Origin of the sequence: Shewanella sp. M16, from assembly GCF_018224605.1 — a bacterium.
Lineage (GTDB): Bacteria > Pseudomonadota > Gammaproteobacteria > Enterobacterales > Shewanellaceae > Shewanella > Shewanella oncorhynchi.
Genome location: NZ_JAGTUL010000006.1, coordinates 64627 through 78420 on the forward strand (window position 1 = coordinate 64627; position 13794 = coordinate 78420).

The 13794-nt window shown below is 46.3% G+C and carries 14 protein-coding genes and 1 other RNA gene; 8 read left to right on the top strand and 7 right to left on the bottom strand.

All coding sequences use genetic code 11. The features are described 5' to 3' along the window. Nucleotides 1-18: 18 nt before the first annotated feature. The 6 genes from KFE26_RS05715 to pspF all read right to left on the bottom strand — a co-directional run bounded on the left by KFE26_RS05715 (nucleotide 19) and on the right by pspF (nucleotide 6490). Entirely contained in the window at nucleotides 19-804 is a 786-nt protein-coding gene (locus tag KFE26_RS05715) for an ATP-binding cassette domain-containing protein (protein WP_105252932.1), read from the bottom strand. Continuing rightward, nucleotides 785-1792 carry an oligopeptide/dipeptide ABC transporter ATP-binding protein gene (locus KFE26_RS05720; protein ID WP_113938851.1) on the bottom strand — a complete coding sequence of 336 codons (1008 nt, stop codon included), beginning with the start codon at nucleotides 1790-1792 and terminating at the stop codon, nucleotides 785-787. Before KFE26_RS05720 ends, KFE26_RS05715 begins: the two co-directional genes overlap by 20 nt. A 3-nt stretch (nucleotides 1793-1795) precedes the next feature. Next, nucleotides 1796-2686, bottom strand: a complete 891-nt coding sequence (locus KFE26_RS05725; RefSeq protein ID WP_006081133.1) for an ABC transporter permease subunit — start codon at nucleotides 2684-2686, stop codon at nucleotides 1796-1798. After that, a complete protein-coding gene (locus KFE26_RS05730; protein WP_212599885.1) occupies nucleotides 2673-3704 on the bottom strand; it encodes an ABC transporter permease subunit in 1032 nt (343 codons plus the stop codon). The genes KFE26_RS05725 and KFE26_RS05730 overlap by 14 nt, the downstream gene beginning before the upstream one ends. Then, complete coding sequence (locus KFE26_RS05735; protein WP_212599886.1) at nucleotides 3704-5329, bottom strand: ABC transporter substrate-binding protein; 1626 nt, start codon at nucleotides 5327-5329, stop codon at nucleotides 3704-3706. Before KFE26_RS05735 ends, KFE26_RS05730 begins: the two co-directional genes overlap by 1 nt. A gap of 69 nt (nucleotides 5330-5398) precedes the next feature. Beyond that, nucleotides 5399-6490, bottom strand: coding sequence for a phage shock protein operon transcriptional activator (gene pspF / locus KFE26_RS05740; RefSeq protein ID WP_212599887.1), 1092 nt, complete (start codon nucleotides 6488-6490; stop codon nucleotides 5399-5401). A 177-nt stretch (nucleotides 6491-6667) separates the two neighbouring features. Here pspF and pspA point away from each other — a divergent pair, with 177 nt between their 5' ends. The 8 genes from pspA to ffs all read left to right on the top strand — a co-directional run bounded on the left by pspA (nucleotide 6668) and on the right by ffs (nucleotide 13253). Next, nucleotides 6668-7351 (top strand): phage shock protein PspA, encoded by a 684-nt coding sequence (gene pspA / locus KFE26_RS05745; RefSeq protein ID WP_028760458.1) that lies wholly within the window; start codon nucleotides 6668-6670, stop codon nucleotides 7349-7351. Nucleotides 7352-7368: 17 nt separating this feature from the next. Further along, nucleotides 7369-7608, top strand: coding sequence for an envelope stress response membrane protein PspB (gene pspB / locus KFE26_RS05750; protein ID WP_006081138.1), 240 nt, complete (start codon nucleotides 7369-7371; stop codon nucleotides 7606-7608). Then, nucleotides 7595-7981 carry an envelope stress response membrane protein PspC gene (pspC, locus tag KFE26_RS05755; protein ID WP_028760457.1) on the top strand — a complete coding sequence of 129 codons (387 nt, stop codon included), beginning with the start codon at nucleotides 7595-7597 and terminating at the stop codon, nucleotides 7979-7981. Before pspB ends, pspC begins: the two co-directional genes overlap by 14 nt. A 113-nt stretch (nucleotides 7982-8094) precedes the next feature. Next, nucleotides 8095-9555 (top strand): YcjX family protein, encoded by a 1461-nt coding sequence (locus KFE26_RS05760; protein ID WP_212599888.1) that lies wholly within the window; start codon nucleotides 8095-8097, stop codon nucleotides 9553-9555. After that, entirely contained in the window at nucleotides 9552-10772 is a 1221-nt protein-coding gene (locus KFE26_RS05765; RefSeq protein WP_212599889.1) for a TIGR01620 family protein, read from the top strand. The genes KFE26_RS05760 and KFE26_RS05765 overlap by 4 nt, the downstream gene beginning before the upstream one ends. 341 nt (nucleotides 10773-11113) lie before the next feature. Next, nucleotides 11114-12307 (top strand): methionine gamma-lyase, encoded by a 1194-nt coding sequence (gene megL, locus KFE26_RS05770; RefSeq protein ID WP_212599890.1) that lies wholly within the window; start codon nucleotides 11114-11116, stop codon nucleotides 12305-12307. 226 nt (nucleotides 12308-12533) lie between these two features. Next, a complete protein-coding gene (locus KFE26_RS05775) occupies nucleotides 12534-12896 on the top strand; it encodes a ComEA family DNA-binding protein (RefSeq protein ID WP_173496509.1) in 363 nt (120 codons plus the stop codon). A gap of 259 nt (nucleotides 12897-13155) precedes the next feature. Then, an RNA gene (gene ffs, locus KFE26_RS05780) (signal recognition particle sRNA small type) lies at nucleotides 13156-13253 on the top strand. 217 nt (nucleotides 13254-13470) lie between these two features. Here the strand turns inward: ffs and KFE26_RS05785 are convergent. After that, nucleotides 13471-13761, bottom strand: a complete 291-nt coding sequence (locus KFE26_RS05785) for a late competence development ComFB family protein (protein WP_028760452.1) — start codon at nucleotides 13759-13761, stop codon at nucleotides 13471-13473. Between the last annotated feature and the right edge of the window lie 33 nt (nucleotides 13762-13794).

Consider the following 13794-nt stretch of genomic DNA (forward strand, 5'->3'; position numbering starts at 1 on the left):
TTAAGTGGTTGGAGCAGTTTAGCGTTTGTGAACAAACAGACTCTGCTCTTGGACCAACCTCTGAGTGTATTCATGTTTTGGTGAATTAAATATTTGTTCTGTATCAGCTTTTTCAACCATTACACCTTTGTGCAGTACCATAATTTTATCGCTGACATGGCGAATAATATTGAGATTATGGGACACGAAGATATAAGACAAGCCGAGATCTTTTTGCAGTTTTAACAGCAAATTAAGAATTTGCGAACGCACCGAAAGGTCCAGAGCGGTTAAGGCTTCATCGGCAATGATAATTTTAGGATTGAGCATTAAGGCTCGTGCTACTGCGACTCGTTGTTTTTGCCCTTCGGAAATCATGTGCGGATAAAACTCCGCATGCTCAGGTAATAAACCTACTTTTCGTAAGGTATCGACCACTTGGGTGTGCCGCGATTGCGCAGACATTTGGGTGTTGAAACGCAGCGGCTCATCGAGCAATTGACCAATCGTTAGGCGCGGGTTCAGTGAAGTATTCGGATCTTGGAAAATCATCCGAATTAAGCGGCATCTTTGCTTCACATTGCGGCTATCTAAGGCTTCACCTTCGAAAAAAATCTCACCACCGCTGCGGGGCTCTGCACCGACTAAAATGCGTGCGAGGGTACTTTTACCTGAACCCGCTTCACCCACTATCGCTAAGGTTTCACCGCGTTCGAGTTCAAAGGATACGGGCGCTAATGCATCGTTATATTGGCGGGAAAAGCCCTTATAACCAGTATCATATCTTTTATAAAGGTCATTAACTTTAAGCAGTGGGGTCGTCATTATGGGTTTCGCCGTGATAAGGGAAATGACAGGCAAAATAGCGGTCTTTGATATGACTCAAATTTGGCTGATTAACGCATTTTTTTTGTGCTTCAGGGCAGCGTGGCCCTAAACGGCAACCAATAGGCAAATGCTGTAAGGCGGGCGCAGAACCCGGTAGGGTAGGCATAATCGCCTTGTGACCACCTGAGCCTGAATAGTCGGGCATATTTTCGAGTAACGCCTTAGTGTAAGGATGATAAGGCTGCTTAATCACTTCGTCCGTCGGCCCAGATTCCATGACTTGACCGCAATAGAGCACGGATAAGTGATCGCACCATTGGGCTAAGGTTTCCAGTTCGTGGCTGATCAATAGAATCGATACGTTTTGTAATTGATTTAATTGGGATAATAATCTGAATATTTGCGCCTGAGTGCTGAGCTCCATCGAGCTTGTGGGTTCGTCTGCAATCAAGAGGCGAGGCTGGTTAGCAACCGCCATCGCAATCATCACCTTTTGGCATTCGCCTTCGGATAATTCCCACGCGTAGCTAGACATCACCTGCCGCGGATTCTTGATCCCGACTTTATGCAGCCATTTTTGTGCCGTAAGTCGCGCATGCCTGCGCCGTTGCCAAAAATAGGCGTTGGGATTTTTAGGCATAGCTTGCATTAACTGACTGCCGACGGTTTGTGCTGGATCTAAGCTGCCAGACGGATCTTGGAAGATCATCGCCATGTCTGAACCCATCAGATTACGACGCTCTTTTGAGCTCATGGCCATCAAGTTATTGCCATCCCACATCATGCGGTCTGCTGTGATAGTCCAGTTAGGGCCGGGGATGCCTAAAATCGCTCTTGCTAACAAACTTCGTCCTGAGCCAGATTCACCCACTAGCCCATGAATTTCGCCGGCATTGAGCGTTAAGCTGACTTTTTCTAGCGCCCGCACTCTACCGTGGGGCGTATCGAGTTCAATCGTTAGATTTCGTACGTCGAGTAAGGGCATAAGTTAGTTTCTGATGGGCGCAAGCGCCGACCGTAGGCCATCGCCAACCAAGTTAATGGAAAGCACACTGAAAAGAATCGCTAAGCCTGGGATAGTTACGGCCCAAGGTGCAGTTAGTAAATTATCCATCCCTTGGGCGACCATTGCGCCCCATTCTGGACTCGGCGCCTGTGCGCCCAAGCTTAAAAAACCCAGGGCAGCGATATCTAAAATAGCAGCTGAAATGGCAAGTGTGGTTTGAATAATCACCACTTCCCACACGTTTGGCATAATGACATACCAAAAAATTTGCATCGAGTTAGCGCCGTCTAAACGCGCGGCTGTGACATATTCTTTTTGTAATTCTTCATGCACTGACTGGTGTATGGAGCGCACAAATTGTGGGGTTAAGGCAATCCCGACGGCCCAGAACACGTTTTCAAGCCCTGGTCCCATTACAGCGACCACTAAAATGGCCATTAATAATGAAGGAATCGATAACAGCGCATCGAGCAAATGACCGAGAATACTGGACTTTAAGCCCCGCATCATGCCCGACAACGACCCTATGATAAAGCCTGTGAATAATGCGGTAACGACGATCAGCAGCGCCATGCCAAAGGTCAAGTGCGCGCCGTGTAATAATCGGCTAAAAATATCGCGGCCGAGATCGTCAGTCCCTAAAAAGTGCGCCACTGTCCCTGAAGGGTCCCAAGAGGGTGGTAACAGCAAGGCTCTTGGATCTTGTGCCTCTGGTGGGAAGGGCGCAATCATAGGGCCAAACAGGGTTAGCAAGAGCAGAAATGCAATCGTCCACAGACCCGCTAAGGCGAAAGGATTAGCCGAAAAGTTAAGCCAAACCCGCATAGTCGGGGAGGCAATTTGATCTTCTTGATAAATTTTAACTGGTGGCATAAAGGTCTTTTCTGCTCAGTGGATTAAAGGCTGTGTGCAGCACTTCAATCAAGATACTTAGGAAGATAATCAATAGGGCCACGGCCAAAATCCCACCTTGGATAACAGTATAGTCCCGTTGGTAAATCCCTGAAACCAGCCAAGATCCTACACCAGGCCAAGAGAAAATCATTTCAACCACTATGGCATAACTGGCAAATGAGCCAAGCATTAGCCCTAAATGTTTAAGTACGGGGATTAACGCATTGGGCAGGGCGTGGCGCAGTATAATCGTGCCAGTATGCATGCCTCTAGCTTCGGCGGCGCGGATAAAGGTTTGATTCATCACATTCACCATTGCCGAACGGGTGCTACGAACCACTACAGTAAAAGGTAACACGGCCAGTGTTGTGGCAGGCAAAATGATATGCAGCAGGGCATCTTTAAATGCCGACATGCCGTATTCAGACTCTGACAACAAGGTATCCACTAGCATAAAGCCAGTGACGGGCTTGATTTCATAGAGCAAATTGATTTGTCCCGAAATTGGTAACCAACCAAGATCGACGCCAAACCAAAGCGAAAGATAAAGGCCTAACCAGAATACGGGTACAGAGTAGCCCGTTAGGGTAATCGCCATAATGGTATTTTGGGTGAGCTTATGTTGACTCTGGGAGGCGAGCACGCCTAAGGGCACGCCCAAGCAAATTGCGATAATACCCGCCATCACAGCAAGTTCGAAGGAGGCGGGCAGGACGGCACTGAGTTCTTCGGCGACTTCTTGATGTGACGTGACTGAAATCCCTAAATTACCGCTAAGCCTTTGTTGTAGGTAAGCGATAAATTGCCACGCTTGGTTTTTATCTAATTTGTAGTCCTGTTCTATTTGAACCAGTTGGCTTGCCGTCGGTGTATGTATGCCAGTGAGTGCATAGGTGCGCTCAACTGGAAACAAGCCTGTAGCGTAAAATAAGACACCCACCATGACTAACGAAGTAGCAAGAAATAAATTGAGGCGACGCAGTAGGTATGTAAACATTAATTCGCCTCCTGTGGTGCTTGGCTAGTATGGGTGAAGGAAATCCCACCAAAAGGCGTAAGCTGCATATCCTTGATATCACTGCGAGTTAACGCTACACGTTTGGCATGGGCCAGACTCAGCATAGGTACTTGTTCAGCTAAAAAGGCTTCTGCTTGTTGATAAATCACTTTACGTTCCGCTTGATCTGATACTTCCCTTGCGCTGTTTAAGATGGCATCAAACTCAGGGTTACACCAGCGAGAACGATTGTTGTTTGATTGCATTGCTGCGCAGCTCAGCAGCGGATTAAAAAAGTTATCGGGATCGCTGTTATCAGCATTCCAGCCAATCAGCACAGAATCATAGTCGTCGCGGCTCAGTCTCTGATTAAATACGCTCCAATCGTAACTGACGATATTCACTTTTATGCCGATGTTTGCTAAATCGGATTGAATTAATTCGGCCGTTTTCAACGAATTGGGGTTATAAGCGCGGGCAACCGGTATGGCCCAAATATTGATGCTGAGATTTTTTATACCAGCTTCTTTTAATAGGTCGCGTGCTTTTTGCGGATTGTAATCGACAAGTCCTTTGTTATTTTCGTAGGCCCATGATGCTGGCGGCAGAACGCCGGTGGCTTCAATGGCAGTATTTTGATAAACCGCTCGCAGGATATTTTGTTTATCAACAGCATAGGCCAGTGCACGACGTACGCGAACATCATCTAACGGTGGCTTTTGCGTATTAAAGGCCCAAAATGCTACGTTAAGACCTGGTTGTGATTCGATGTTTAATTCTTGATGCTGTTTGATAACAGGCAGTTCACCTGCTTTGGGCAGCGCAGAAACGCTGCAATCCCCCGCGATAAGCTTAGCGAGCCTAACTGTACTTTTGGGCGTGATATCAAATACCAGCATATCGATTTTTGCTGGCTCTCCCCAAAAATCGGGATTACGGCGATAGCGGATATATTCGTTTTTAGCGTATTGCACTAAGGTGAACGGTCCTGTACCAATGGCAAAGTGGTCGACGTTTTCAGGATGACCTAAAGCTAACTGCTGCTGCGCGTATTCGTTTGATAAGATCACCGCAAAGTCGGTGGCTAAATTCGACAGAAAAGAAGCGTCTTTGCGGGTTAAGTAAAAGACCACTTCATGATCGTTTATCTTCTCTATCCCTTTAACTTGCTGAGAAAAGCCAATACTTTGGAAGAAGGGATAACCCGTGCGGGAGACAAAATGATAAGGATGCTGGGTATCGATAATACGATTAAAGGAGAACAACACATCGTCGGCATTAAAGGGGCGAGTTGGGTAAAAACGCTTTGAATGCTGGAACTGCACGTTTTCCCTGAGAGTGAAGCGATAGCTTAAACCATCATCAGACATGGCCCAACTCGTCGCCAAGGCAGGGACAAGCTTGCCTGACTGGGTGTCATAATCCACTAGGCGACTATAAATTTGATGTGAGGTGGCATCGATTGTCGTGCCAGATGTCACCAATTGTGGATTAAAAGACTCAGGGTTCCCTTCGGAGCAATACACCAAACCAGAAGGGAGTCGTTGGGGGCCACACGCGACCAACAACCAACTCATGCAAGAAACTGCAGTTGTTAGGCACAGGCGTCTAATTAGCACACTCATTTATAAATCATTATTTTATCGACTATGAACGGCTATTTTAGCAGTGCATCTCCCCCGTGGGCAATCTGCTTATGCTTTATCAAGTAAATTGTACTTTTTAAGGATGCCACGCAGTTGGTGGTAGCTTAATCCGAGCATGTCGGCGGTTTTCTTTTGGTTGTATTGGCTGCTTGAGAGTGCCTGCTGGATCAGATCCATTTCGTACTTCTCAGTTTGCTCTTTAAAATCCAGCGGAAAATTAAAGCAATTCGTTGAATACTCAGTATTGACTTGTACTTCAGCCTCAAGTATCGGCGCAGATTGTGACGTACTGGCAACAGTTGTTGGCGCGACTGAGGTGATTTGGCGTTCGCGAGTCTTGATCCGCGTTTGGGGCCGATACGGTGAAGCAAAGGGATCGAGGGTGATATGGTCGATGGGTCTATTTTCACCACCATTACGGTAAACGCTGCGCTCGACTACGTTTTTAAGTTCACGGATATTACCCGGCCAGTCGTGGGTCATTAATTGCTCGACCGCATGGGCGCTGAAACCGCTGAACAGCTGCAGTTTTAATTGGCGCGCCATGCCAACGGCGAAATATTCCGCCAGCGTCATTATGTCTTCTGGGCGGCAACGCAGTGGTGGCAGAGTAATTACATCGAAGGCGAGTCTATCGAGCAAGTCGGCACGAAATTCGCCTGCGTCAGCAAGTGATGGTAAATCTTCGTTGGCGGCGCAGATTAAACGAACATCAGCCTGCACGGTTTTACTGCCGCCGACCCGTTCAAATTCGCCGTATTCAATGACACGCAGGAGCTTTTCTTGGACAAGTCCTGAGGTGTTGGCTAATTCGTCGAGGAATAAGGTGCCGCCGTCGGCGCGCTCAAAGCGGCCTTCGTGTTTGCCTTTGGCGCCAGTAAAGGCTCCTGACTCATGGCCAAATAATTCACTCTCGAGTAAATTTTCACTCAAAGATGAACAGTTTAGCTTAATAAAACTTTGATCCCAGCGCTTAGACAGATAATGTAAGCGTTCGGCAATAAGCTCTTTACCTGTACCTCGTTCACCAATAATCAGTACGGGTTTAGACAGAGGCGCTATTTGCGACACATGTTCTAACACTTCGAGTAGGGCGTTGGATTGACCGATAAGGTTGTCTTGCTGAAATTTATTATCCACGATATTTTTTAGTCTTTCGCGCTAAAATTTGGTGAAAATGATAATAAGTGGCTTGAAGCGTAAAAGGAAGTAAAAGTTAATATTTTGTTTAAGTTACTGTATTTAAATAAGAAGTAAAAGTTGGCACGGTTAGTGTATCACCTTATACGAGACCAACATCAATTTGAGGATAGGATTATGGGAATTTTCTCTCGTTTCGCCGATATCATTAACTCTAATATCAGCGCATTGCTGGATAAAGCCGAAGACCCAGAAAAAATGGTTCGACTGATTATCCAAGAAATGGAAGACACACTCGTTGAAGTGCGTTCTACCTCAGCTAAAGTGTTAGCTGAAAAGAAAGAGCTGCAACGTCGTATCAACCGCGTGTTAGAGCAAGTGCAAGATTGGCAAGATAAGGCTGAACTGGCACTGTCCAAAGACCGTGAAGACTTAGCGAAAGCCGCTTTAGTTGAAAAACAAAAAGCGACCGGTTTAGCAGATACGCTGAATCAAGAGTTAGCCGTCATCGATGAACATATCGCACGCTTGAAAGATGAGGTGGGCATGTTGCAAGAAAAGCTGCTCGATGCAAAAGCGCGTCAAAAGACCATTATTTTGCGCACTCAAACAGCGTCATCACGCTTAGAAGTGAAAAAGCAGCTAGATTCAAGCAAGATCGACAATGCTATGCTCAAGTTTGAGCAATATGAGCGCCGTGTCGAAGGCTTAGAAGCCCAAGTTGAATCTTACGATCTTGGCAGCAAGAAGACCTTAGCCGATGAGTTTGCGGCGCTAGAAGCGGAAGATTCTGTGAATGCAGAACTGGCAGCGCTCAAAGCCAAGGTAAAAGGTAAAGCGCCAATTAAGTCAAAAGAATAACAATTCAGAGGTGAGTTATGGATATGGACGTGCTAATGGCGCCGATTATTATTTTCATGGTGATAGTCGCGCCAATATGGTTAGTTCTTCATTATCGCAGTAAGCGACAAGTGAGCCAGGGACTCACTGAGGAAGAGTTTTCACAACTCAATGATTTGATATCCAAGGCCGATAAAATGGCGGCGCGTATCGAGACCTTAGAGGCCATTCTGGATACAGAATCGCCCGAATGGAGGGGGAAACATGAGAGGATCTAATGGCCGTACTTTGTACCGCATTCCCCAGTCAGGCAAAATAGCGGGTGTATGTGCAGGGATTGCCGAGTACTTTGCGATTGAAACTTGGTTAGTGCGAGTGCTGACTGTGTCTATCTTCTTACTCGGCGGCTCAGGTGTGGTATTTATCATCTATGTCGCTTTGTGGGTGATTTTAGACATCAAGCCGCAAAAGCATTACGATAGAGACGATATCGAGGTGAAGAAGAAGCCGTGGCAGTCGGGAGAACCCGCAAAGCAAGCGCTAAGCGACGTGAGTCGTCAATTTCGAAGTCTGGAAGTCAGGCTACAAAATTTAGAACGCCATGTCACCTCTGACAACTTTGATTTAAAAAGACAAATCAATAGTTTGTAATCCTTCTAAAGGGCGGCCATGTCCGCCCTTGTTGCTTAATCTCTGCTCCATTCCAGTGTATAGTCAACATCACTTGACATAAGTTAACATCATTCGACATAAGGGAAGTCTCTATGGGAATGCTTGATGCCTCGCTCCATAAATTAACCCAAAAGGGCCAATCCCTGTTACATCGCACCGCGGACCGGCATTTACGTTTGGCCGTGACTGGGCTTTCTGGTGCAGGAAAAACGGCGTTTATCACGGGGTTAGTCAATCAGTTACTCAATTCTGGACCTGTCTCAACCTTACCCCACGCCCGCAACAACAGTGCTTTGCCACTGTGGCAGGTGAGCCGCGATCAGCGTTTACTCGGTGTTAAGCGTGCCATGCAGCCGGATCTTGAAATCGCTAGTTTTGATTATCAAGGCGCCATGTTAGCGCTCACTTCCGAACCTGCGACCTGGCCAGCCTCTACCCGTACTATTTCTGAGTTACGATTGGCGATTAAATACCAGCCTAAGAAGGGCTTACTGGCCAAGTTTTCTGATACCGCCACCTTGTATTTAGACATAGTCGATTATCCTGGCGAATGGTTACTCGATTTACCTATGCTGCGCCAAGACTTTGTAACTTGGTGTCGCGCTCAACAAGTTCGCATCGAGAATCTTAAAAGCTCTCCCTTGTATGCCGAGTTTGAGCAATCTTTGACATCATTGGATTTAGCCGCGAGCGCCGATGAACAGCAATTAAAGCAAATTGCCGATCAATATCAGCTATTACTCAATGATTTAGTGCACGTGCAAGGTTATTACCAAGCGCAACCTGGGCGCATGTTATTGCCAGGTGAATGGCAGGGTGCTCCCTTATTGGCTTTTTTCCCCCTGTTATTGGTTAATGATGAAAAGTTTGCTGAGCTTTCGCAAAGCGATAAACACAGTGGATTCCATGTACTGGAAAAACGCTATCAAGAATACGTGGCTAAAGTGGTTAAGCCTTTCTATAAAAACCACTTTGCCGGTTTTGATCGGCAGTTAGTACTCGTTGACTGTTTTAGTGCGTTGAATCGCGGTAAAAAGCAATTTGAGGATATGGGCGCGGCGCTCAATGCCATTATGGAAAGCTTTCAGTTTGGCCAATCGAGTTATTTACGGCGGTTATTTGCCCCCCGCATCGACCGTTTATTGTTTGCCGCGAGCAAGGTTGACCATGTGACCCGCGATCAGCAGAGCCATGTTTTGTCCCTGCTGACCGATATGTTGAAACACAGTCAGCATTTTGCCAGTTTCGATGGTTGTAAAGTGGAGACGATGGCGATTAGCGCCATCAAGGCGACTCGCCATGGCATGGTAACGACCCAAGAGGGTGAGGTCGAAGTCGTGCAGGGTATGGGGCTCAACGGTAAAGCCCTGACCTTGTTTCCCGGCGAAGTGCCCACTCGCTTACCTGACCCCGATTTTTGGCGTGACCAAGGGTTTAACTTTGTCGGTTTTGCGCCGCCGAGCAATGTTAATGTTGACCCCTCTCAAGTGCACTTTGACCATATTCGCCTCGATCATTTGCTGCAGTACTTACTGGGAGATAAGTTGGAATGACGCTAAAGCTATCGGATAACGCTAACGAGCAGGCTTCTAATTCTTCTGCGAACTCATTTGCACACTCAGTTGAACATAAGCCGCTGAAAAAGCAGCAGCTGTTTGACCCAGAAGTCGTGGAGCTCAAACCCAGCAAAGAGGAGCTCAAAGGGGCGAAAGCCTTTGATCCGCATACGCCAGTGCAAGAAGTGGCTGCTGATATTGAGGAATTGATGGATGAAACGTTGTCATCCCATCCAAAAATGATCGATGCTAAATCGGTATCGCCTCAACTTGTAAAATCACGCCGTTGGTCTTGGCTCGCTCGTCTGGCAGTAGCGAGTTTATTGCTGCTTGTAGTCGTTCAAACAGGATTAGGACTGAGGGATGCTTGGCTTGAGAGCCCTTGGTTGTTCAGTTTTTATGGTGTGGTGCTTGGGGTTGTCAGTGCGTGGGCATTGGCGGGCGCAGTCAGTGAATACCGTAAGCTCAAGCGACTCAAACAGGTCGCCGATACTCAAGAAACAGGTGCAAGGCTAGCGCAGAGCATGCAAATGGGTGAAGCAGACAGCTTTATCGATAACATAGTGTGCCACTATGAAGACAGCCAAGGTTTGCAGCAACTTCGCCGTTCATTAAAAGATGAACATAATGATGCCGAGAAAGTCTTGTTATTCGAGGACTTAGTCTTAACGGAGCGAGATGAACTGGCCAAAAAAGTCGTGCGACGCTATGCGGCTGAGTCGGCAGTGTTACTGGCGGCGAGTCCGTTAGCTGTGCTCGATATGGCGATTATCCTCTGGCGTAATCAACGTATGCTGCGCGATGTCGCCCGCTGTTATGGCATTGAACTTGGTTACTGGAGCCGAATTAAACTTATCCGCAGCATTATTATTAATATCATCTACGCAGGCACCACTGAGTTAGTTACCGATTTAGGAACACAGCTGTTATCGGTTGAAATGACAGGTAAATTGTCTGCTCGCTTGGCTCAAGGCTTAGGGGGCGGCATGTTAACAGCGCGCCTTGGATATCAAGCCATGGCGCTGTGTCGGCCGATTGTGTTTAGGGAAGAGCAAAGGCCTAAATTGTCTAAAGTGCATCAGGAATTGTTAACTGAACTTAAGCAGTTTTCAGGCAAGCTGTTTACCAAGGAAGGCCGCGACGCATTAAAAGGCCAGTTCGCCGATGTTGATGATAGGGTATCGCGGTCATCTAAAGATAAGTCTAAAGAGTAGATGCTATTGAATATCATATGATTAAACGATTCAAATAGCCGGAAGTAGATGCGCTAATGGACTTGTTCCTTAGCGCATTTTTTATGATTCTTGCAGATAAAGAGAATGACTAAGTGCGACGTAAAAGTGCTATGTAACAAGTTAATTACACTTTTGATCGCTGCTATTTTCGTCATGCTACTGGCTTAAGTGCTTGGCCGCGTTATGGTATGGCTTATTCGATAGGGCTAATGTTTCATTAACTTATCTATTAGATTATCCATAATGCGGGTATTGAGCGCTCCACACCAACAATCAATCAAGAACGGGAACTGCTCAATACCAATGACAAGGAGCTAGGTATGCAAGATGAGTCAGGCAAGATGTGGAAGGCGGCGACACAGGTTATTCATGGCGGCCATGAGCGAGAGGCCTTTGGTGCCTTAGTGACGCCGCTTTATCAAAGTGCGACTTTTGTGTTTGAGTCTGCACAGCAAGGTGGTGAGCGATTTGCGGGTAATGAGTCGGGGTATATTTACACGCGCTTAGGGAATCCGACAACCGCTGAGCTTGAACGTAAAATGGCGATTTTAGAAGGGGCTGAGGCCGCAGCAGCAACTGCTTCTGGTATGGGCGCAGTATCCGCCGCATTGCTGGCTAATTTGCAGATGGGCGATCACTTAGTGGCGTCGAATGCCGTATACGGTTGTACTTATGCGCTAATGACGACTCAGTTTGCCCGCTTTGGTATTGAAGTGTCCCTAGTGGACTTTTCATCGGAAGCAGAAATAGAAGCGGCGATTAAATCCAATACTAAGGTCATTTTCTGTGAAACCCCTGTCAATCCGCATTTGCAGGTATTTGATTTAGCGTCAATTGCGAATATTGCCAAACGTCATCAGTTAGTCAGTATTGTCGATAATACCTTTATGACCCCATTACTGCAGAGGCCGCTGGATTTTGGCATTGATTTGGTGGTCCACAGTGCGACTAAATATCTGAATGGCCATGGCGATGTGATTGCGGGGATAGTGTGTGGCAGTGAAGAACAGCTCCATAAAGTAAAGTATGAAATTTTAAAGGATATTGGCGCTGTGATATCGCCACATGATGCTTGGCTGATCTTACGCGGCCTTAAAACCTTAGATGTGCGTTTGCAGCGCCATTGCGATAGTGCCCAGCGCGTGGCAGAGTTTTTGGCGGAACATCCAAGCATTACACGTGTGTATTATCCCGGGCTTAAATCTCATCAAGGGCATAAATTCATTGGCCAGCAGATGAAACGTGCTGGTGGTGTTATCGCGTTTGAACTGGCGGCAAATTTAGAAGAAGCCATGGCCTTTGTCGGATATCTAAAGTTGTTCTCAATTGCGGTGAGTCTAGGTGACGCTGAATCCCTGATCCAACATCCTGCATCGATGACGCATTCACCTTATACACCAGAGGCAAGGGCTGCCGCTGGGATTGGTGATAATTTGCTGCGGATCTCTATTGGTTTAGAAGATTGTGACGACATCATCGCCGACTTGAACCAAGCGCTAGCTCGATTAGCTTAATGAATGTTGTTATTTTAAAGACCGTTAGCTATTTGAATGATAAAAGGATGCTTTTTGCATCTTTTTATCATAGTCAAGCACTGGCTCATTGAGCTGAAGACAGAAGTTTAGCGATAGTGAATATTTATGACGCCGATTTGGTATTTCGGGACAGCTTAGACTATTTTTGATTTGAGGCCACGGAAGTAGGACGAAAGGCCGCAAATCATGGAATAGAGGAATTGTTATGAAAACCACAAATCGTATACCAGCTTTTATGAGTGCCATAGCATTAACGGCTTTTTTGGCAAGCCCAGCAATCGCAACAGAAACCCCAACCAAGGCCGCCGTGAAAGTACAGGCTAAAACTGAAGCGGGTGAAATGGCATCGGATGTGAAGAAAGCTATGCCAGATGCCGCTCAAGTCAACATCAATACCGCTTCAGCCGAGCAGTTACTCGTACTCAAAGGGATTGGTGCCGCAAAGGCTCAAGCGATTGTCGACTATCGCACTAAAAATGGTAAGTTCAATGCTATAGATGACTTAGCCAATGTCTCTGGTGTTGGGGCTAAGATAATTGAGCAAAATCGCCATTTGATCAAGTTGTAACCACCTTTGGCGATGATTGCGGTGTAGCCTGCTGATTTTTATGATAAGAGATTCAGTAAAACATATATAAAAGTCTGCATTTGCAGGCTTTTATCATTTCAATCACTCTATTTGCTTATAGATTGTGCAGTTAGGTGGGATATTAAGAGATCTTATCGATTAGCGCTTGATCCCATAGGGTCCATGGGGGATAATCCTCCGCGTTCAAGCAATGCTTTGGTTTATGTCATTCAAAGTAATGTTCGAAGTTATGGTGACCCTAGGGTCCCCCCGCAATGATAACTTGTGAACTCGGCCAGGCCCGGAAGGGAGCAACCGCAGCAAGCGACTCGTGTGCCGGGGTGTCGGCTCTAGGGGAACCTCCAATTCAACTTTCCCTCTGTTTATTCCGTTGTACTTCTCTATATCTACTCAATTTATGTTATTCAATATTTTAGTTTGCAGACTATTTCCGTTTTCTGCCGTTAATCATTTATAGCGTTAATATTTCTGCACAATGAGATAATCCATTGCCTGCTTCTGTTCTTGCCACTACAACGGCTAAAAATACTCTCAACAGTAACCTTTAACGAAATTAACGATTGGCTTCGGCTTCTTCCTGTAATCTTTTTTGCAGATTTTGTTTAAGAAAAGCGCGGGACTTTTCGAGTGCGGTTTGGATCTCACGCTTTAATTCCTGCAGCTCGTTATAGTCTTCAAAGAAGTAAGTATCGACGAGGTGGCGTATGTAGCGGACTGGCAGTTGATTTAAGGTCACGCAACATAAGTCGGCGAGATAGTCCTCAGGAAGTTCGTCCATAAGTCCTTCATCTGACAATATTTCCATTAAAAGAACTTCGTAGTAATTACGGATTTCGAGTTGCATTGTTATGCTCCATGACGGTTTTCATTGAGTTTG